Annotated in this window: 19 protein-coding genes and 2 tRNA genes; 7 read left to right on the top strand and 14 right to left on the bottom strand. The window is 66.6% G+C overall.

Annotated elements, in window-relative coordinates; translation table 11 throughout:
• Nucleotides 1–99: 99 nt before the first annotated feature.
• From AAHH99_RS19970 to AAHH99_RS19945, 6 genes are all read right to left on the bottom strand, one after another.
• Entirely contained in the window at nt 100–744 is a 645-nt protein-coding gene (locus AAHH99_RS19970; RefSeq protein WP_418770217.1) for a glycine-rich domain-containing protein, read from the bottom strand.
• Nucleotides 745–780: 36 nt separating this feature from the next.
• Nucleotides 781–912, bottom strand: coding sequence for a hypothetical protein (locus AAHH99_RS19965; protein WP_418770216.1), 132 nt, complete (start codon nt 910–912; stop codon nt 781–783).
• 268 nt (nt 913–1,180) lie between these two features.
• A tRNA-Ile gene (locus AAHH99_RS19960) sits at nt 1,181–1,254 on the bottom strand.
• A gap of 116 nt (nt 1,255–1,370) precedes the next feature.
• Nucleotides 1,371–2,177, bottom strand: a complete 807-nt coding sequence (locus AAHH99_RS19955) for a carboxymuconolactone decarboxylase family protein (protein WP_418770295.1) — start codon at nt 2,175–2,177, stop codon at nt 1,371–1,373.
• Between the two features lie 52 nt (nt 2,178–2,229).
• Nucleotides 2,230–3,603 carry a metallopeptidase TldD-related protein gene (locus AAHH99_RS19950; protein ID WP_418770215.1) on the bottom strand — a complete coding sequence of 458 codons (1,374 nt, stop codon included), beginning with the start codon at nt 3,601–3,603 and terminating at the stop codon, nt 2,230–2,232.
• Between the two features lie 3 nt (nt 3,604–3,606).
• Nucleotides 3,607–5,124: a TldD/PmbA family protein gene (locus AAHH99_RS19945; RefSeq protein ID WP_418770214.1), complete on the bottom strand. Its 1,518-nt coding sequence runs from the start codon at nt 5,122–5,124 to the stop codon at nt 3,607–3,609.
• Nucleotides 5,125–5,170: 46 nt separating this feature from the next.
• Here AAHH99_RS19945 and AAHH99_RS19940 point away from each other — a divergent pair, with 46 nt between their 5' ends.
• From AAHH99_RS19940 to AAHH99_RS19930, 3 genes are read left to right on the top strand one after another with little or no spacing between them, the layout of a single operon-like run.
• Nucleotides 5,171–6,040, top strand: coding sequence for a carbohydrate ABC transporter permease (locus AAHH99_RS19940; protein ID WP_418770213.1), 870 nt, complete (start codon nt 5,171–5,173; stop codon nt 6,038–6,040).
• Nucleotides 6,027–6,854: a carbohydrate ABC transporter permease gene (locus tag AAHH99_RS19935; protein ID WP_418770212.1), complete on the top strand. Its 828-nt coding sequence runs from the start codon at nt 6,027–6,029 to the stop codon at nt 6,852–6,854. Before AAHH99_RS19940 ends, AAHH99_RS19935 begins: the two co-directional genes overlap by 14 nt.
• Nucleotides 6,851–8,182 carry an ABC transporter substrate-binding protein gene (locus AAHH99_RS19930; RefSeq protein WP_418770211.1) on the top strand — a complete coding sequence of 444 codons (1,332 nt, stop codon included), beginning with the start codon at nt 6,851–6,853 and terminating at the stop codon, nt 8,180–8,182. The genes AAHH99_RS19935 and AAHH99_RS19930 overlap by 4 nt, the downstream gene beginning before the upstream one ends.
• 72 nt (nt 8,183–8,254) lie before the next feature.
• Here the strand turns inward: AAHH99_RS19930 and AAHH99_RS19925 are convergent, their stop codons facing one another.
• Together AAHH99_RS19925 and AAHH99_RS19920 are read right to left on the bottom strand one after the other, a co-directional pair.
• Nucleotides 8,255–9,100 (bottom strand): CbiQ family ECF transporter T component, encoded by an 846-nt coding sequence (locus AAHH99_RS19925; RefSeq protein ID WP_418770210.1) that lies wholly within the window; start codon nt 9,098–9,100, stop codon nt 8,255–8,257.
• Nucleotides 9,097–11,136, bottom strand: a complete 2,040-nt coding sequence (locus tag AAHH99_RS19920; protein WP_418770209.1) for an ATP-binding cassette domain-containing protein — start codon at nt 11,134–11,136, stop codon at nt 9,097–9,099. The genes AAHH99_RS19925 and AAHH99_RS19920 overlap by 4 nt, the downstream gene beginning before the upstream one ends.
• Nucleotides 11,137–11,227: 91 nt before the next feature.
• Here AAHH99_RS19920 and AAHH99_RS19915 point away from each other — a divergent pair, with 91 nt between their 5' ends.
• Nucleotides 11,228–11,668: a MarR family winged helix-turn-helix transcriptional regulator gene (locus AAHH99_RS19915; protein ID WP_064394128.1), complete on the top strand. Its 441-nt coding sequence runs from the start codon at nt 11,228–11,230 to the stop codon at nt 11,666–11,668.
• Between the two features lie 397 nt (nt 11,669–12,065).
• Here AAHH99_RS19915 and AAHH99_RS19910 read toward each other — a convergent pair whose 3' ends face one another.
• A complete protein-coding gene (locus AAHH99_RS19910; protein ID WP_418770208.1) occupies nt 12,066–12,779 on the bottom strand; it encodes a VIT1/CCC1 transporter family protein in 714 nt (237 codons plus the stop codon).
• 100 nt (nt 12,780–12,879) lie between these two features.
• On the opposite strand from AAHH99_RS19910, the gene AAHH99_RS19905 reads away from it, so the two are divergent.
• On the top strand, nt 12,880–14,853 hold the full coding sequence (locus tag AAHH99_RS19905) for an acyl-CoA dehydrogenase (protein ID WP_418770207.1): 1,974 nt from the start codon (nt 12,880–12,882) through the stop codon (nt 14,851–14,853).
• 94 nt (nt 14,854–14,947) lie between these two features.
• Complete coding sequence (locus AAHH99_RS19900; protein ID WP_418770206.1) at nt 14,948–15,256, top strand: hypothetical protein; 309 nt, start codon at nt 14,948–14,950, stop codon at nt 15,254–15,256.
• A 6-nt stretch (nt 15,257–15,262) separates the two neighbouring features.
• Here AAHH99_RS19900 and AAHH99_RS19895 read toward each other — a convergent pair whose 3' ends face one another.
• From AAHH99_RS19895 to AAHH99_RS19880, 4 genes are all read right to left on the bottom strand, one after another.
• Complete coding sequence (locus AAHH99_RS19895) at nt 15,263–15,739, bottom strand: hypothetical protein (RefSeq protein ID WP_418770205.1); 477 nt, start codon at nt 15,737–15,739, stop codon at nt 15,263–15,265.
• A 1-nt stretch (nt 15,740) separates the two neighbouring features.
• Nucleotides 15,741–18,089 (bottom strand): DUF4185 domain-containing protein, encoded by a 2,349-nt coding sequence (locus AAHH99_RS19890; protein WP_418770204.1) that lies wholly within the window; start codon nt 18,087–18,089, stop codon nt 15,741–15,743.
• A 159-nt stretch (nt 18,090–18,248) separates the two neighbouring features.
• The gene (locus AAHH99_RS19885; RefSeq protein ID WP_066841708.1) at nt 18,249–18,620 is read right to left on the bottom strand and encodes a hypothetical protein; all 372 of its coding nucleotides are present in this window, start codon (nt 18,618–18,620) and stop codon (nt 18,249–18,251) included.
• 73 nt (nt 18,621–18,693) lie between these two features.
• A tRNA-Asn gene (locus AAHH99_RS19880) sits at nt 18,694–18,766 on the bottom strand.
• A gap of 147 nt (nt 18,767–18,913) precedes the next feature.
• On the opposite strand from AAHH99_RS19880, the gene AAHH99_RS19875 reads away from it, so the two are divergent.
• Nucleotides 18,914–19,168, top strand: coding sequence for a hypothetical protein (locus tag AAHH99_RS19875; protein WP_066841707.1), 255 nt, complete (start codon nt 18,914–18,916; stop codon nt 19,166–19,168).
• Here the strand turns inward: AAHH99_RS19875 and AAHH99_RS19870 are convergent.
• Complete coding sequence (locus AAHH99_RS19870; RefSeq protein WP_369829764.1) at nt 19,165–19,458, bottom strand: DUF7155 family protein; 294 nt, start codon at nt 19,456–19,458, stop codon at nt 19,165–19,167. The two genes, AAHH99_RS19875 and AAHH99_RS19870, sit on opposite strands and share 4 nt — an antisense overlap.

Here is a 19,458-nt window from a genome sequence, read left to right as displayed (position 1 = left end):
CAACTTACCGCGCAGCGTTGCGGTGTTTGGGCGACGGCGTCGCTATCGCAGCTATCAGTCATGAGCGGCTGGTCACCGATGTCGAGCACCGAGGCCGGGCTAGGGCGCCAGACGTAACACAGCCAAGCGGACGAGCGGCTGGATCACGGCGACTTTCTCCGCCTCGGCGAGGCCGCCCGGCAGCTCGCGGACATAGAACGCGTGCATGTTGACGATGAATTCCACTGCCTCGCTTGCTATTTCATCGACGGAAAGCACGGTTCGACCGGTGCCGTCCATAACGTGGATGGTGTGGTGTTCGGCGATGACACTGAGCGCCCCGAGCCTGTCGTTGATGACCCGGCTTGACGCAGTGACGTTGTTGCTGTCGTACCAGACCGCTGGGAGCGGGTCTCCGAAGAACTCCTCATATCGCAAGCAGAAGTCGTCGAAGGAAGCCGTCTCTTGTGAGCCCCCGTCCAGTGTCGTTGTTTCGGGTCCGCCGCGTTCCCCGGCCGGCGCGTGGTGGAGGTAGTCCCCGAAGTAGCGCTGACTGAAGTCGGTGTACTCGGTGGTGAAGAGGACGAAGGCGTGCCAGGCTTCGTCCACCATCGCCGAACACATGTCGAACGACTTCTCAGGGGTTGCCGCGTTCAGCACGAGGTACTTCTTTGCCTCGGTGAAAAGCTGTTCGGCGGACGCCCGGGTCGCGACGACCCCGTCCCTGACAAGTCGATCGATCACGTAGGGCGCTTCGAACGCCAACGCCGCCTCAAGTCGACCTTCAAGCGCCACAGCTGATCACCGCTTCCCGGACGAAACACCGGCGCGGGGTTGAATGCACCCGCAATTGGCGGGCGCGGACCGTCCTGCGGGGCTGGTGATGGTGAGCCTGCCGACGGTGACCTTCTCCGTGGTGTCCTTCTTGTTCATGTTGCTACCTTCCTGTTCCCCAGGCCCCACTGGTCGAGGCCCGTTCGGTGAACCAACTATCGCCCGAAACGACAGCTCGGACAGTCCGCAGACTGGAGGGTTCGGAGGGGGAACCGCGGTCCACCGATCGGCGGACCCAGCGGCCGGCCGGCTCTCAGATGAGTGTCAAGGTTCCACCGAAGCAACTGTCAACCATCAGCCGAAACACTGTCAGGAATCACCCGAAACAGATATGTCCAGCATCAGCCGACCTAATACACCTTTGAAGTGGGGCGGGCGGGGCTCGAACCCGCGACCAACGGATTATGAGTCCGCGGCTCTAACCGACTGAGCTACCGCCCCCGGCGCTGCGCGGCACCATCGTCCCATATCCCGATGTGCCCACCTCTCAGCGACTGATTCGCTCCCAGCGAATTAGTCGCTCAGAGGTCGGCACAAACAGCACTGGCCGAGAGCCGTCAGGCGATATCGGCGTACACCGGCTGCCCGTCGTCGCCGATCGAGTACCGCTCCGTGCCCGACGCCACCCGCGGCGTGTCAGCCCCCAGCGATACCGCGATCTTGTTGCACGCGTTGCGCATGACATCCAGGGTCAGCTCCAATGCCTGCTTCTCCGAGAAATTCCGCCGCACCTCCGCCGCCAGCTCGGCGTCGATGCGCGCCGGCGACCAGATCAGCGCGTCGACGTACCGCAGCGCCGCCTTCTGCGCCTCGGTCAGGCTCTCGGCGGATTGATAGGCCTCGATCTGCCCATACATCTCCTCCGAGCCGCCCGAGTCCAACGCGTCGCCGTCCCGCAACGACTTGCACAACCTGCAGTTGTGCTGCGTTGCGCCACGCAACCGGACGATTTCGGTCGTGACCGGATCGAGCGTCCGCAACCGCGCCACCGCAGGGGCGAACCCGTTGAGCAGCGCATCGACGGGATCGGACTCCGGATCCCACTCCACGACGCTGACGTAACCGGGTCTACCTAACCCCAGCGCTTCACAGCCCGCCCACACCCGCGGCACGAAGTCCGCGATGAAGGTCGCGACGACGGTCCGAAAGGCGTTGTCGCCCAAAGTCTCCAATAGCCGCTTACGCTGGTTGTCACCGATACCCGACACGTCGGTCGCGAACTGCTCGGCGAACGCCGCCACCACCCGGTCTGCTTCGGTGTTCTCGTCGACCAGATCGACCTGCACCGCCAGCGGCGGCAGCGACAACGACCTGCCGCACGTCAACCGGATCAGCGTGTCCCGTTGGCTGTCACCCGACGACATCGCCACCAAACCGGCAATCCGATCGGCAAACTCATCAGCGCCCACGCACCGATTATTGCGCCTGACTGACCGAAGACATGTGAAAGTCCGGAATCCGCAACGACGGCATCGCCGCCCGCGTCGCCCAATCACCCCACTCGCGCGGCAACGTGAACTCGCTGACTCCCGCCTCCGTCGCGCGGCGCAGCAGGTCCAGCGGGCTTTCGTTGAACCGGAAGTTGTTGACCGCCGCCGTCACCTCGCCGTCCTCGATCAGATACACACCGTCACGGGTCAGTCCGGTCAGCAGCAGCACCGACGGGTCGACCGCCCGCAAGTACCAAAGTGTGCTCAGAAGCAGACCATGCTCGGTCGCCGCGATCATGTCCGCCAACTCCGACTCGCCACCGGTCATCAGCAGGTTGCCCGCCGGCATGGCCGGGGTGGCGTCGAATTCCGCCGCCGCAGCCCGCGAATACGCCAGTGCGTTGATCGCGCCATCGCGCATCCAGTCCACCCGCTCGATGTCCATCCCGTTGTCGAACACCGAAATCCGCTCCGACGACGTCGACGTCGCAACGAACGGCGTGCACGCCAGCCCCTCGGCGAACGGATCGGAGTACAGCGTCAACGGCAGATCGGTGAGCCGCTCCCCCACCCGCGTGCCGCCGCCCGGCGCGGAGAACGCCGTACGACCCTCCTGCGCACCTCGGCCGTCCATCGCCCACGTCAAGAAGATCATCAGGTCGGCCACCGCCGACGGCGGCAGGATGGTCTCGTAACGGCCGGCGGGAAACTCCACCGTGCGCCGGGCCCACCCCAGGCGCATCGACAACTCCTCGAGCATGGAACCGATTGGTACACCGTCGAAGTCGGCGGTATTGACGCCGACCCACGCGCTTGCGTCGTCACGTTTGCCATTGATCTCCACCGACCCCGTCGGCTGCGTGTAGCGCCGCCGCAGCCCGCCCGACGTCGCGACGAACGTCGTCTCCATGATGTGCCGGGCATAGCCGTACAACCGGTCGCTGCCGCGAAACGCGCGAGCGAGGCCGTCAGCAACCGGCAGAAACACCTCCGCTCCTGTGCTCGGCACCGGAGCATCCCAGTCCGGCGGTGCGTCGCCACCGGCCAGCAGCGGTGCGCTGTCGCGAGCCTCGGGCGCCGAGCGCGCCCCCTCCTGCGAAGCCGCCACCAGACTCCCGACCGTCGATGGGTCCACCTCGCTGGATCGCACCGATCCGACATGCGCTGCGCTTCCCTTGCGCACCACCGAAATCACCGTCGTGTAGCGCCTCCTCGACTCGCCGTTCGTGGTCATCGAGTTGCCCGCCCACCGCAACGACGCGTCCGCCTGGTCGGTCACCAACACGACCGTGTCGTCGGCCCCACCCAACCGGGTCGCCTCGGCCAGCGCGATCTCCACCACCTGCTGTGCGCCGATCATCGCTTACCGCCCGCCCTCGGCGCGGGTGTTGAGCACGTTCACCCCGCGGTACAACGCCGACGGGCTGCCATGGCTCACCGCGGCCACCTGGCCGGGCTGCGCCTTGCCACAGTTGAACGCACCGCCGAGCCGCCACGTCGACGGACCACCGACGGCCTCCAGCGAGCCCCAGAAGTCGGTCGTGGTCGCCTGGTACGCCACGTCGCGCAGCTGGCCGTCGAGCCGGCCATCGCGGATGCGGAAGAAGCGTTGCCCGGTGAACTGGAAGTTGTAGCGCTGCATGTCGATTGACCAGCTCTTGTCTCCGATGATGTAGATACCGTCGTCGACGCGGGCGATCAAATCCTCTGTGCTCACCTCGTCGGGGCTCGGCGCCAGCGACACGTTGGCCATCCGCTGGATCGGCACGTGGTGCGGTGAATCGGCGTAGGCGCACCCGTTGGAGCGCTCCTCCCCGAGCCGCGGTGCGAACACCCGGTCGAGTTGGTAGCCGACGAAGATACCCTCACGCACCAGGTCCCACTTCTGCGCCTGCACTCCTTCGTCATCGAAACCCACCGTCGCCAAACCGTATTCGACGGTCCGGTCGGCGGTCACGTTCATGACCGGTGAGCCGTAGCGCATCGCGCCCAGCTTGTCGGGCGTGGCGAACGAGGTCCCCGCGTACGCGGCCTCGTATCCGATCGCCCGGTCGTATTCGGTGGCATGGCCGACCGACTCGTGGATCGTGAGCCACAGATTCGACGGATCGATGACGAGATCCGTCGGCCCCGCCGTGACGCTGGGCGCCTTGACCTTCTCGGCCAGCCACGTCGGCAGCATGGCCAGCTCCTCGGTCCAGTTCCACACTTCGTCACCGGCCACGTACTCCCAGCCCCGCGCGGTCGGCGGGGCCAGCGTTCGCATGGTCTCGGACGTCCCCGCCGCGGCATCGACGGCGACCGCCTCCAGCGACGGTTGCACCCGCACCCGCTGCTGGGTGATCGTCGAACCGAAGGTATCGGCGTAGAACGTCTGCTCCTTGGCGGTCTGCAGTCCCGCCGAGACATGATCCACGCCGTCTGCGGCCAACAGCCGTCCCGAGTATTCGCCGAGCACACCGAGCTTGTCGGTGGTTGCGACGGTGAACGGGTCGACGTCGTAGTCCGAAACCCAAATGGCCTCGGAGTACACGGGCTCGGAGGCCAACTCGATGCGCTCGGCGTTGAGCGCCGCCAGCGTCCTGGCCACCCCCACGGCGCGGCGCGCGGTCTGGGCCGCGACGTCCGCGCTGAGCTCGGCATGCGACGCGAAGCCCCACGTCCCGTCGACGATCACCCGCACCGCCAAGCCGATCTCCCGGTCGACCACCGCGGTCTGCAGGACACCGTCGCGCAACTGCACGAACTCCGAAGTGACCGCCTGGATGCGAAGGTCGGCGTAGCTGGCGCCTGCGGCCACCGCCGCCGAGGTCGCGGCCTCGGCCAGCTCGCTCCTCGGCAGGTCGAGGAAGTCGGCGTCCACGCCTCGAGTAGCTGTCACGACACCACCGTAGTGGTGGCGCCGCCGGGCCGCTTTAATGACTCGGATGGCACAACGCCGCCGCACGACCGCGACCGCGTACGCACTCCTGGCGCCGAGCCTGTTCGGAGTCGTCGCGTTCATGCTGCTGCCGATGCTCGTGGTGGTGTGGCTGTCGTTGCATCGGTGGGACCTGCTGAGCCCGATGGAGTATGTGGGCCTGCGCAATTGGCAGTCGGTGCTGACCGACCCGACGTTCGGCACCTCGCTGGTCGTCACGCTGCTGTTCGTCGTGCTGGTCGTGCCCGCGCAGACCCTCCTCGGATTGATCGCGGCCTCACTGCTGACACGCGGGCTGCCCGGCAGCGGGTTTTTCCGGACGTTGTATGTGCTGCCGTGGATCTGCGCGCCGCTGGCGATCGCGGTGCTGTGGCGCTGGATCCTGGCCCCCACCGACGGAGCGGTCAGCACCGTCCTCGGCCGCCAGATCGAATGGCTCACTGATCCGACGCTGGCACTGCCGGTGGTGTCGGCGGTGGTCGTGTGGACCAACGTGGGATACGTGACGCTGTTCTTCCTGGCCGGCATCCTCAACATTCCCGAGGACATCCACAATGCCGCCCGCACCGACGGCGCGACGACGTGGCAGCGGTTCCGGCACATCACCCTTCCGATGTTGCGGCCGACGTTGTTCTTCGTACTGGTGACCGGAATCATCAGCGCCGCCCAGGTTTTCGACACCGTGTACGCGTTGACCGGCGGCGGCCCGCAGAACCGGACCGACCTGATGGCGCACCGCATCTACGCCGAGGCCTTCGGCGCCGCGGCCGTAGGCCGGGCCGCGGTGATGGCGGTTGTGCTGTTCGTCCTGTTGGTCGGTGTGACCATCGTCCAGCAGCTGTATTTCCGTCGACGGATCAGCTATGACCTCACCTAGCCGCGTCACGTCCGCCGCCGTCATCTACCCCGTCCTGCTGGCGGGCGCGTTGATCACGCTCGCGCCGTTCGTCCTCGGCCTGCTGACCTCGCTGCGGGACCCCCGCGCGTTCGACACTGAGTCGCCGCTGTCACTTCCCCTGCCACCGACGCTGCAGAACTATGCGAACCTCGCCGACGCCGGATTCGGCCGGGCCGCCGTCGTGACCGCGCTGATGACCGCGGTGATCCTGCTCGGCCAGCTGACCTTCTCGGTGTTGGCGGCGTACGCGTTCGCGCGGCTGCAGTTTCCCGGCCGCGACGCGCTGTTCTGGGTGTACATCGCGACGCTCATGGTGCCAGCGACGGTCACCGTCGTCCCGCTGTATTTGATGATGGCCGAAGCGGGCCTGCGGAACACCTTCTGGGCGCTGGTGCTGCCGTTCATGTTCGGTTCGCCATACGCGATCTTTCTGCTGCGCGAGTACTTCCGCGGTATCCCGGGTGACCTCATCAACGCCGCCCGCATCGACGGCGCCAACACGCTGGACGTGATCGTGCATGTGGTGTTGCCTGCGAGCAGGCCGATCCTGGTTACGCTGGCGCTGATCACCGTTGTCTCGCAATGGAACAGCTTCATGTGGCCGCTGGTGATCACCAGCGGGAGTCAGTGGCAGGTGCTGACGGTCGCTACTGCGGGCCTGCAGTCGCGCTACAACGCGCAGTGGCCGCTGGTGATGGCGGCGACGACGGTGGCGATCGTGCCCCTGCTGGTGTTGTTCGTCGCGTTGGGTCGTCACATCGTGCGCTCGATCGTGGTGACGGGGCTGAAATGAGCGTGCGGCCGAGGTTTTCCACACTGCTCGCCACAGGTGTGGCGATGACGGGTGTGCTGCTACTGGTCGCGGCCATGCTGCTCGGACAACCGAACGACGCGGGCGAGCGGACCGTGGTGACCGTGCGGTTGTGGGATGAGCAGGTGGCCGCGGCCTACCGCGCGTCGTTCATCGAGTTCGAGCGTGGGCACCCCGGCATCGAGGTGCGCGTCAACGTCGTCGCCTACTCGACGTATTTCGACAGCTTGCGCACCGATGTCGCGGGCGGGGGCGCCGACGACATCTTCTGGATCAGCAACGCCTACTTCGCCGAATACGCCGACAGCGGCCGCCTGATGAACATCGATCACACGGCGGCGTCGCGGGCGTGGGAGCCGTCGGTGGTCGACCAGTTCACCCGCGACGGAACGCTGTGGGGTGTACCGCAACTGACCGACGCCGGTATCGGGCTGTACTACAACGCCGACCTGCTCTCCGCGGCGGGAGTCGACCCGAGCGAGTTGGCCACGCTGCGCTGGTCACCGGATCCGGCCGTCGACACGCTGCGACCACTGCTGGCCCGACTCACCCTCGACCACCAGGGCGGCACCGCCGGCGCAGCGAACTTCGACGCGCAGCGGGTCCGGCAGTGGGGGTACAACGCCGCCAACGACCTTCAGGGCATCTACCTCAACTACATCGGTTCGGCGGATGGGGTGTTCGCCGTGGGCGACCGGTTCGCGTTCGACAATCCGCAGGCCGCCCAGGCGTTCAGGTATCTGGTGGCGCTGATCAACATCGATCACGTCGCCCCGCCCGCATCGGCCACCAACGACAACGGCGACTTCTCCCGCAACCAGTTCTTGCAGGGCAAGATGGCGCTGTTCCAGTCCGGGACGTACAACCTGGCGGCGATCGCCGACGCCGCCCCGTTCCGCTGGGGAGTCGCGATGCTGCCCGAAGGACACGCCGGCCGCGTCAGCGTGACGAACGGCATTGCCGCTGCCGGTAATTCGGCCACCGCGCAACCCGAGGCGGTGCGCGAGGTGTTGACCTGGATGGGCAGTGCCCGCGGCAACGCTTATCTCGGCGCCGGCGGCGCGGCGATCCCCGCGGTGCTCGGCGCGCAGCGGGTCTACCACGAGTACTGGCGTTCCCGCGGCGTAGACGTCAGCCCGTTCTTCGATGTGCTCGACGGTCCCCGCATCGAGGCGCCCGGCGGCGCCGGTTTCGCCGCGGGATTCGACGCGCTCAAACCCTACTTCGACGAGATGTTCCTCGGCCGTCGCGACGTGGCGGCCACACTGGCCGAGGCTCAGGAGGCAGCGAACGCGGCCGCGCAGCGTTAGTACTCACCGAGACTGCGGTTTCTGACGAGATTCGATGATATTCCGTCATAAACGGCAGCCTCGCGGCGGTGATCATTGAGTGACGGCGCTGGTGCCCGCCACCGTCAACTCCAGCGCCAACGCCGTCCCGCACACTGCGGCGACGATGAGAAACGCCCACCAGTCAATGGCTTTCGGGCCCGACGGTGCGGCGGAGATCTGTCCGGCACCACCGCGCGCGGTGATCGCATCGCCCATCTCGTCGGCACGCCGCAGCGCGACGGTGATGGCAGCGGCCAACAGATCGATCGCCTCGAGCCACCAACGACGCCACCGTCCGCGGCGGCTCGGGTGCACCTGCTTCGGGCGCAGATTCCGCGCGGCGTAGAGCACGCGAAACTCGTCGATCAGCATCGGGAAGGCGCGCAGCGCCAGCGCCAGAGCGACCGCCCACTCGTCGACCGGTATCCGGAACACCCGCAGCGGTCTGCCCAGCTTCGCGACCGCGGGCGCGATTTCGGCAACGTTCGTCGTCCAGGACACCATCGCCCCGAGACCGAGCAGCACGATCGACAGCGCGGTGATGCGCAGGAAGTTCAGCAGACCGCCCAGCCCGACCTCGACCGAACCCATGGAGATGATGGGGCTGCCGCCGGCGAAGGTCGCCGTCAAGCCGCCGAGAAAGAGCAGGAACCACAGCCAGCCGGGTATCGACGGGAGCACACCGCGCGGGATGTTGGCCAGCCGCGCCGAGATCAGCACGACCACCGCGACGGCGCCGATCGGCACCCAGCCCGGATAGAACGTCATCAACACGCCGATGACCGCGACCAGCAGGAGCTTCGTACCGGCCCAGAGTTGGTGAACCACGCTGTTGCCGGGCACGGGCCGCAGCAGCACGACGCCCCTGCGCTGCCGACGCTTCGTCGGCGCCGTCATGACAGTCCCCCCGCCGTCGTCGGTGCGGGCACCAGCACGCCACCTTCCAGATGCAAAGTGCGCGGGCACAATTCCTCCAGCCCGGCGAAGTCGTGGGAGATCACGACGACGGTGAGCCCGACGCGGCGGCGCAGGTCGACCAGCAACCGCAGCAGGCCCCGCTGACTCGCGCCGTCCAGGCCGGCAAGCGGCTCGTCGAGAATGAGGGCCCGCGGCGAGCGGGCGAGCAGCCCGGCGAGGACGACGCGACGCATCTGTCCGCCGCTGAGCTGGTCGATGCGCCGTTCGGCCAACGTGGAATCGAGGCCGACGGTCGACAGCGCCTGGTTGACCCGACCGCGATCACGCGGAGAGAACCCGGCAGCGGACGCGATCTCGAGATCGACCCGGCTGCGCATCAGCTGCAACCGCGCCGCCTGGAACGAGATCGCCACGGCGCCAACCTGTTCTGACGCAGGCTTCCCGTCGAGCAGGCATTCACCCGCGGTCGGTTCGGTGAGACCCGCCATGATCCAGGCCAGCGTCGACTTACCCGACCCGTTGAGGCCGTGGATCAACAGGCCGTCGCCCTCGTGAACCGTGAAGGTGATATCGCGCAGCGCCGTCGCGGCCCACGGTGTGCCGCTGCCGTACTCGTGGCTCACATCCACGAGTTCCAGCACGGGAGCGGCATCGACGCCGGCAGCGACGGTGCCTGCCGGTGCATCGGCGGATTCCACCATGTCGGCGTTGTCGGCTGCGCCGCCGTTACCGGACAGGTCGACCGTGCGATCGGCCGCGTCGGCCTCGTCGTTGTAGTGGGTGATGTGCACCAGCGACATCTGGTGGCGCCGCGTCAGCCCGGACAGCACCGACATCAGTCCCTCACGGCCCTCCTGGTCGACCATGCTGGTGACCTCGTCGGCGATCAAAAGCGACGGTTCGCGCGCCAGCGCCGCCGCGACGGCAAGCCGCTGCAGTTCGCCACCCGACAACCCGCCGGTGTTGCGTTCGGCCAACCCGTCGAGGCCCACCTCGGCGAGCAGCTGGCCGACGTCGGTGGCCTTGCCGGGTGGGAGCCCCCAGACCACGTCGTCGGCGACGCGGGTGCCGAGCACCTGGCTCTCCGGGTGCTGCATGACGACCGCCGTGCCGCCGATACGGCCCAGCCCGACGGCGCCCGGCCGTTCGATGGCGCCCGCCGTCGGCTCCCGCCCGGCCAGCATCAACATCAGCGTCGTCTTGCCCGAGCCGTTGGCACCCGTTATCGCGAGGTGCTCACCCGGTTCCACGCGCAGCGAGACCGGCCCCAGCGCGTCATGGTCGGCGCTCGGATAGCGGAACCGGACGTCGCGCAGCCGCGCTGGCACCGGGGCGATCGCGCCGACGTCTTTGGAGGACTCCAGTTTGTGGACATCGGGGATGCCCGACAGCCGCTCCATCACCCGCGACAGGGCCCACCACCCGACGAGGCTGACGAAGGTGATCGACATCACCCCCGCACTGAAGAACAACAGCGGCCAGTACTCGAGCGCTGTGGCGAAGTCGCGCTTGAGTCGCTCGGCCGCGCCCTCCATATCGGGGATGCGGGCGATCACCGCGGCGAGGCCGTTGATGTTGGCGGTGACGGACTCGAAGATCAGGTGACGCAGCCGCGACAGGATCGACAGCGCCACCACCACCGCCGTCCCGAACACCGCTCCGGCGATCAGCGCCGCGAACAACACGGTCGGGGTGCCGCGTCCGCGGCGCTTGACGATGCCGGTCAGCCCGCCGATATAGGCGCAGTTGACGACTGTCATGAACCCGCCCATGCCCGCGATCAGGAACGCGATGATCCCGCCGGCGATGGTCGCGGTGAGCAGCACCCGCAACCGGTAGCGGTATGCCAGCAGCCCCATCGGCACCGTGCCCAGCAGAGAAAGCCCCGCAGCGAACGGAACGACCACGGAGATGATCGCGGTGGCCGCGCACAGCGCAGCCATGACGGAGGCCTGCGCGAGTTCGACGGGACGCAGACGACCGGTATGTCGAGTTCGTGCCCCGGTCGCGGTCATTGCACGATTCTGCCAGTCGCGGTCGGGGCGGCCACACTGCGCTGGGATCGATCGAGGCGGATTCGGCGTTTGAAACACCTAATCTGGCGGCATGACCCAGACGCTCGGGGCCGATCTGCTGTCCGTGGTCGCCCGGATCAACCGCCTGGCCACGCAGCGGGCCCGCCTGCCCCTCGGCTATGCCCAGGCGCGACTGCTGTCCACGATCGAGGACCAGGGCGAGGCCCGCATCTCCGATCTGGCCGCACTCGACCACTGCTCACAACCGACGATGACGACCCAGGTCCGCCGCCTCGAAGAGGCGGGCATGGTGTCGCGAACGGTCGACCCCGAGGACGCACGCGCGGTGCTGATTCGCATCACCCCCAAGGGCGTGGACACGCTCCGACAGGTGCGGCTGGACCGCGGCGCGGCGATCGATCCGTACCTCGAACGGCTCGACGTCGCCGACCGGGAGACGCTCACTGACGCGGTGCGCGTACTGCGACGGCTGCTGGACGAGGCGTCGACGTCCAACACCGTCACCAAGTGACCACCAAAGGAGAGGTCACCGTCGGCGACAGCTGATGCCTGCTTCGTCGCGAAGCCGCATTCGAGCAGCAGAAGTTCGACGAGTGGGAGCCCGCCGGAATACAATCTCGCGGTTTGAACTCAGGCGGTGACCCGCGACTGCCGCATCTGCGAATATCGCAGTCTCCGAACATGTTCAGCAGCACTTGGGTCGCCTCGTAGCGGGCCATCCGGCCGGCGGGTGTGAACCCCGGGGGGTTCATCAGCTGCCTAACTCACAGCGGATGCAGATCCTGGACCGCCCGGTTAGTCAACGAGGACAGCGGTCGCGGACACCGGTTGAAACGTCTGGGAGGATCAAGGGTCTTGCGACGCTCGCGCCGATTCTGGGAGACGAGTAGCGGTGCGAACCGCTTCGCTCACGTGACGGACGTGCCGACCAGCAGTCCGACGACGTAGGTCGCCGCGATGGCCACACTCCCGAATGCCAACTGACGTAGAGAGGCGAACCAGATCGGTCGCCCGGTGAAACGCGCTGCCACACCGCCCGCGACGAGCAGGCCCACGCCACCGCACGCCAGCCCTGCCCACAGCGAATGGAAGCCGAGCAGATACGGGATCAGCGGGATGATCGCGCCAAGCGTGAACATCAGGAACGACGAACCGGCCGCGACCGACGGCGACGGCTTCTCCCGGGGGTCGACGCCCAACTCCTGGACAAGATGGAAGTTCAGGGCCCGGTTCTCGTCGCGATGGACCTCGTCGGTGGCCTTGACCGCGGTATCACGGGTCATGCCCATGTTCATCAGCATCGCCACCAGCTCCGCCCTCTCGGCCTGTGGGTGCTTGCGAAAGGCTCGTCGCTCGACGAGGACCTCGGATTCGATCTGTTCGTTGGCGGTGGTCACGGAGGTGTACTCCCCCAGCGCCATCGAGAACGCGCCGGCCAACAGCCCGGCGACGCCGCTGATGACGACGGTGTTGGCATCGGCCGCTGCGGCGACGCCGGCGATGAGGGCGGTGTTGCTGACGAGACCGTCCATGGCGCCGAAGGTCGCGGCGCGCAGCCAGCCGCCGGTGACATCGGCGTGCCGATGCGTCGAGGTGTGCGGTACTCCGGTAGGCGCGGCCATGGGGATGATTCAACGCCTCGGATTTCGGCTGGTCCAGTGAGGATTGCCTGGGTTTACCGCATCACGTTTGCGGGAGCGCGCGGACGGCTACCGTCGAGACATGACCACCACTGCGGAACATCTGCGCAATGCGCTCGACGGACGTTGGCGCGATGTGAAGAACCGGATGCGTGCGGAGCTCTCCAGCGAGGTCTTCCGACCGCACTACACCCCCAACACCGTCATCGCCCGTACGAAGGTGGCGGAGCAGCTCAAGATCATGGCGGCTATGGGTGCCGCCGAGGACGGCTTCAAAAAAGAGCACGGCGGCAACGGCGACGTCGGTGCGGCAGTCACGCAGATCGAGATGCTGGCTATGAGCGATCTGTCGCTGATGGTGAAAGCCGGTGTGCAGTGGGGGTTGTTCGGAGGGGCCGTGGAGAACCTCGGCACCGAGCGACATCACGAGAAGTACGTCAAGCCGATCATCGATTGCGAGCTTCTCGGCTGCTTCGCAATGACCGAGACCGGTCACGGCAGCAACGTGCAGGCGCTGGAAACCACCGCCACCTACGACCCGGCAACCCAGGAGTTCGTGGTCGACTCCCCCACGCCGACCGCGCGCAAGGACTACATCGGGGGCGCCGCCGAAACTGCCGGCATCGCCGCTGTTTTCGCCCAACTGATCACCCCCGATGGTGAAGGGCACGGTGTGCACTGCGTGTTGGTCCCGATCCGCGACGAGGAGGGCAACGACCTGCCGGGCGTGACCACGTCGGACTGCCATTACAAGGGTGGCCTGCCGGGCGTCGACAACGGCCGGATCCAATTCGACCGGGTCCGCGTCCCGCGCGAGAACCTTCTCAACAAGTACGGCGACGTCGCGCCCGACGGCACGTACAGCTCGCCGATCGAGAACCCCGGCCGCCGGTTCTTCACCATGCTCGGCACCCTCGTCCGCGGCCGCGTCACCGTCGGCGGCAGCGCCGCGGCCGCGGCCCGCGTCGCGCTCGACATCGCCACGCGATATGCGTTGCAGCGCAGGCAGTTCGAGGCGCCTGGTGACGGGGATGAGGTACTCGTCATGGACTACCTCGCGCACCAACGCCGCCTGCTGCCGCTGATCGCCGAATCGTATGCGCTGCAGTTCGCGCAGAACGAACTCGTCGCCAAATGCCACGACCTGCAGAGCGCCGAGGAACCCGATCCGGAGGAGCAGCGCGAGCTCGAGGCCCGCGCGGCCGGTTTGAAAGCCGCCAACACCTGGCATGCCACCCGCGCGATCCAGGAGGCGCGCGAGGCGTGCGGCGGCGCGGGCTACATGGCCGAGAACCGTCTGATCGCGTTGAAGGCCGACACCGACGTGTTCACCACCTTCGAAGGCGACAACCACGTGCTCACGCAGTTGGTGGCCAAGCAGCTGCTCACGGCCTACGCCGACGACGTCAAGAGCATGAGCCCGGTCGAATGGGTGCGGTTCGCCGCGAACTTCGCCGGTGAACGGGTGCTGAAACGCACTGCGGCCGAGACGATCATGCAGACCATCCTCGATACCCGGCAGGACAACGAAGAGGAAGGCAGCCTGTTCAACCGCGGCACCCAGGTCAAGATGTTCGAGGACCGCGAGGAATACATGATCTCCACGGTGGCGCGCCGGTTGCAGGGCAAGTCGAAGGAGATGAGCGAGTTCGACGCCTTCAACGCTGTGCAGGACCATGTGCTGCACAGCGCCCAGGCCCACATCGACCGGGTGATCCTCGAAGCGTTCGTCGCCGGCATCGATGCGTGCGAAGACGACGAGGCCCGCAAGATCCTGAACATGGTGTGCGATCTGTACGCGCTGACGGTGATCGAAAAGGACCGGGCGTGGTTCATCGAGCACAGGTTCATCTCGACCGAACGCGCGAAGGCCGTCACCCGTGGCATCAACGAACGCTGCCGGACACTACGCCCGTACGCCGAACTCCTCGTCGACGGCTACGGCATACCCGAACAGTTGCGTTATGCGGAGATGCTGCATCCCGAGCGCATTCCCGACGCCGACGAGCACACCGAGCAGGACGCGATCAGCTCGGGCACCATCGAGCCGAAGTAACGGGGTTCTTGGGATCGGTAGCAGCGGGACGGCCGTGTACTTGACCGCATAGGCACCGCCGACACGGCGGTGCCGTGAGGCAAAGGATGCGATCATGAAGGCCTTATCGCGATTCGCCGCAACGGCAGCGGTTTCCAGCGGCATGGCGCTAGCCGGGCTGGGTTTGGCAAGTGCGGCCGGGGCCGACTACTACTGGTTCAGCTGGTGTCCCGGTCAGACTCCTCCGTCGGCGGCATCGAACCGAACGCTTGACTGGGATTGGAACGTCTGCCACCAGTATCGGTATCAGGGCAACGACCTCATCGACGAGAGCGGTCGCCTCTATCCGGCTCCCCCACCGGCGCCCGGTGCGATCTGCGGTAGGGACCTGTTCACCGGGACGCCCATCTACTGCGGGCCCTGACGGAACTCAGCTACGCGTCCACACGCAGTCGCCGCTCAGTTCGATCAAGAACATCCTCGCGGGCACGTCGAAGTGCAGCGGTTGACCCGGGTTGCCTTCGACGGCGGTCGGCGTACTGAGCTCACCGGGGCTGACGACGACCTGCTGTTGTGCGCGGCACGTCGTGCTCGAATCCCGCGGCGTCCCAATCCATTTGCCTGCGGCCATGTCCGAATTGCGCATGCCCTGTCCGTGTAGTTTCAGCGGAGACGCCTGGCTCACCCAGCGGTCGGCGGGCGGCTGCGGACCGGTCACGTCCTGCCACGCACCGCCCCGGCACACCGACAGGGTGTTCGTGCCAGGCACCTGCGTCATGGCGCCCTCGAGATCGGCGGTGCACTGACCGGTCTGCGGCGGCGGACCTGGCGGCTGACCGGGTTCTGCGCACGCGACGGGGGCACTGATCAGAGGGATCAGCATGCCGACGAGCACGACTCTCAACACGTCAGACCTTGCTCAGATCGGTCTTCATCATCATCACGTTGTAGGAGTTCCACTCCGACAGGTTCCAGTACAGGTCGGTGCCCGTGCCCTGGGTCGACGGCGACCAGGGATGCATCATCGGGGCATAGATCCCACCCGGCTGCTGCTTCATCAGCACCTTCGGTTTCGACCAGGTGCCCTGCGGGGTGTCGGACGTCCGCATCACGATGTTGTTGAACTGGTCACCGTGCATGGCGACGTACTTGTTCAGCTGTTTGTTGTATTGCACAGACATTTCGCTGACCTGGTTTCCTTCGGCGGCGGCACCACAAGCACCCTGCTCGACCCCGAAGACGACCGTGGCCGCGGATGGGTTGTTCTTCACCCAGCCGGCCGGGGCTCCGCCCCAGGCACTCCCGCCGTTCCAGTATTCGTACTTGGAGAGGTCCAAGATGTCCTGCTCAGGCACCCGCGCCAGGTAAGCCGCGCCCTGACGGCCGTTGGGGGTGCCGTACGCGTAGACATATCCGTCGCCGGGCCGGACGAACGCCATCTGCTGAAAGTTCTGGTTGCCGGTCCACGACTGGTTGTAGCGAACGGTTTCCGGTGCGACATGGAAGGTTTCGCCGTTGTCATCGGACCAGGCGATCGCCGAGTAGTTCGTCGTCCAGGTTCCGGGTGCGCCCCACTGCGTCACCGACATGAAACTCACGTATTGGATCGCGCCGTACTTGGAGCCTTCTACGGGCACCGAGATTCCCGCGGTGGGTATCAGGGTGATCCCGGCGGGCAGACCTTCGGGGAAGATGACCTGCCTGGCTCGGGTGGGGAATCCGTCGGGGCCCAGCGGCGCGCCGCCGAACATGTTGCCGTTGTACCACTCCCCGTCGGGGATCTCCATCCCGTTGGCGAGGTACCAGTCGGAGGTCCGCATGATGGTGTTGGATCGCCAGTCCTGCGACATGTTGCCGTCGAAGAACGTGTCGCCGAACGCGATCAGGACCTGATGTTCGTTTTCCGGGGTGGTGGGGTCGTCCTCAATTCCGTTGTCCCACATGATGCCGAGGTCGGTGCCACCAACCGAGAAGCGGTCGACGGTATTGGCCATGAGCGGATTGCCGGGGTACGACCAAGGACCCGTGACCCAGGAGACGAACTGCGTCGACGGGCTCACCTGCGGGTTGGGGAACGGCGAGTACAGCGGATTGAAGGGTTCGGCGGCCGTCAGCGCCATCCTGGCCATCGGGTCCGCCAGCATCATCGTCGGGGTGGTCACCACCGGCGTGGTGGTGGGCCGCCCCGCCAGCGCCGCGAAGAAGTTCTCGAACTCCCGACGCGCGAACGCGAGCAGGCCCCAGATCAGCGGCGGCTGCGCAGGTGACGACGGCACCGTGCCTGCCAGTGGGTTGAGAATCCAGTTGATCGTGTTGGTGACCAAATTCGTCACGGCGGTGAACAGGTTCGCAGGAGCCGCCGGCGTCACGGTCGTCGGCTGGTAGGCGAGCATCAACGGCGACGCGTTGTTCATCGTTGTCGTCGCCAGTGATCGTGCATCGGCGAACACGACGTAGTTCCCCGTTTCCTGCACCGCGGCGGCGGGATCGGAAAGCGACTGCGTGGCATCCGTGTCGGTCGTTGCGCCGGCTTGTTGGGTGGAAGTTTTCGAGGTTCCGTCGGGCTTCGGTTGCGATGACGGGTCCGCTTCGCCGGTGTCGGAGTCCTTAGCCGGCTCGGCGGTCGGCTTCGGCTCGGCGGTCGGCGTCGGCTCGGCGGAGGGTGTCGCGGACGGCTCGGCGGTCGGCGTCGCTGTGGGCTCGGCTGTCGGGGTGGGTTCGGCCGTCGGGGCGGCCGTCGGCTCGGGGCTCGGTGTTGCCGTGGGCTCGGCGGTCGGCGTCGACGTGGCCTTCGGTGCTTCCGCGGTCGCAGTCGAGCCTTCTTCCTCCTTTTTTGGCTCTTCGTCGGCGTCGTCGACGGTCTTGCGCGACGACCCCGTATTGGTCTGGGCGCTGACCGTCACCCCGCCGGTGACCGTGCGGGTCCGCGTCGTCGAGTCGGTCGCCCCGTCGTCTTTGTCGTCTTTGTCTTCTTTGGCGGTTCCAGCCGAGGCCGAGGTCGAGGTCGACCCCGTCGTGGACGTCGACCCCGTCGTGGAGGCGGTCGCACCGTTGCCTGACGTCGCGGACCCGGTCGCGGTCCCCGTGCCGCCGCTGGCGCCGGTTGCGCTGCTCGCGGACTCCGATTTAGAGGACTTGTCCGATTGCGAGTCGGTGGTGTCGGCCACTGCGTAGCCGTGTCCCACGGCGATCGCGGTACCCACTCCCATCGCGACGGCCAGCCCCCCGGCACGACCGACGTACCTTGCTGCGCCCATGTTTGCCCTCCGAAGAAAGTCCCCGCCCCGTCGAAGCAATGTAATAGCAGCTATGGGGGGTGTACAGCAAAATCGGCAGATGTCCCATTCGCAACAACTGTCAGTCCAGTCATCGCTGTGCAAGGGTTTTGCGTTACGGGCTCATGGAGGAGCTATCGCCTATGGGGCCAGAAGGCCGCCCTTGCGTAGCGCCTTCTCATACAGATCGAACGCGTCACCGAGGCCGTCGTTGACCCACGCGTCCACCATTCCGACGCTGTCGGCCACCAGCTGGACCTGAGTCACGAACCGCTGAAAGTCCTCGTCTCGACGCAGCGTGTCGATCTGCTCCTGCGAGCCTTGGATCAACACGAACCCGCCGAGCTGCATGCTCTGTGGGCGCAGCACGGCGACGTCATAGCGCTCGATCGCCCCGTCGCGCAGAAGCTGGGCGCCGTAACCCTCGAGGGACTCCCGGAAAAGTTCGAGTGCTTGCACTTCGCGTCCGCGGGTGGGAATACCCCACGCGACCCAGATGCCTGCATCAGCCATCCGCCCATCATGCGCTGCGCGAGGTGAGATGGGTTGGCTCGACACGGTTGCGAAGCCGAAAGTGGTGGTGTTGCTCCCCCGGCTGGACTCGAACCAGCAACCCTTCGGTTAACAGCCGAATGCTCTGCCAATTGAGCTACAGGGGACTGCTCTCCCGCCATCGCGCTGTGTGCGGGACGGGGGTTGACTCTAGCTTACGTGTCGGCGACGCCGCCAATACGCCGCCACCGCTCACGCTCTCAGGTACGTGAGGCAGGATGGAACGCAACGCACCGTCGTCTGGAAGGGACCCAGTGATCGGGTATTTCGTCGTATTGGGTGTCGGCTATGTACTCGGCTCGAAGGCCGGCCGCCGCCGATATGAGCAGATCGCCGGCACCTACAAGGCGGTCACCGAGAGCCCCGCGGCGAAAGCCGTACTCGACGCCGGGCGACGCAAGATCGCCGACCGGGTGTCACCGGATCCACCCATGATCAAGTTGACCGAGATCGACAACGGAACCGAGATCATCGGCCCCGAGACCGCGCAGGCGAGAAGGGTCCGTTAGCGGTACGGGTCGGTGATCGTCTGGCCCGGGACCAGCGGACCCGTGTTGACGCCGGTCTGACTCTGGTTGAGCCCGAAGTCGGGAGTGCCGACGTTAATGCCGTTGCCGTTGGAGACGCTCAGGCAGCGACCGTCCTCCTTGTTCCCGAACCACGCCAGGCACTGGCTGAGCGGCTGCGGGTCCGCATTGGATTCAGATAGTGCGGAGGCTGCGAGCGGCGCAGCGACAGCGGCCATCGCTATCGCGCCTGCGGCGACGAACCGTCGCGTCCGGTTGTTGGTCGATGTCAC

The organism is Mycobacterium neumannii, assembly GCF_048452905.1.
GTDB classification, from domain to species: Bacteria; Actinomycetota; Actinomycetes; order Mycobacteriales; family Mycobacteriaceae; genus Mycobacterium; species Mycobacterium neumannii_B.
This window is presented reverse-complemented; position numbering and strand designations above follow the sequence as displayed.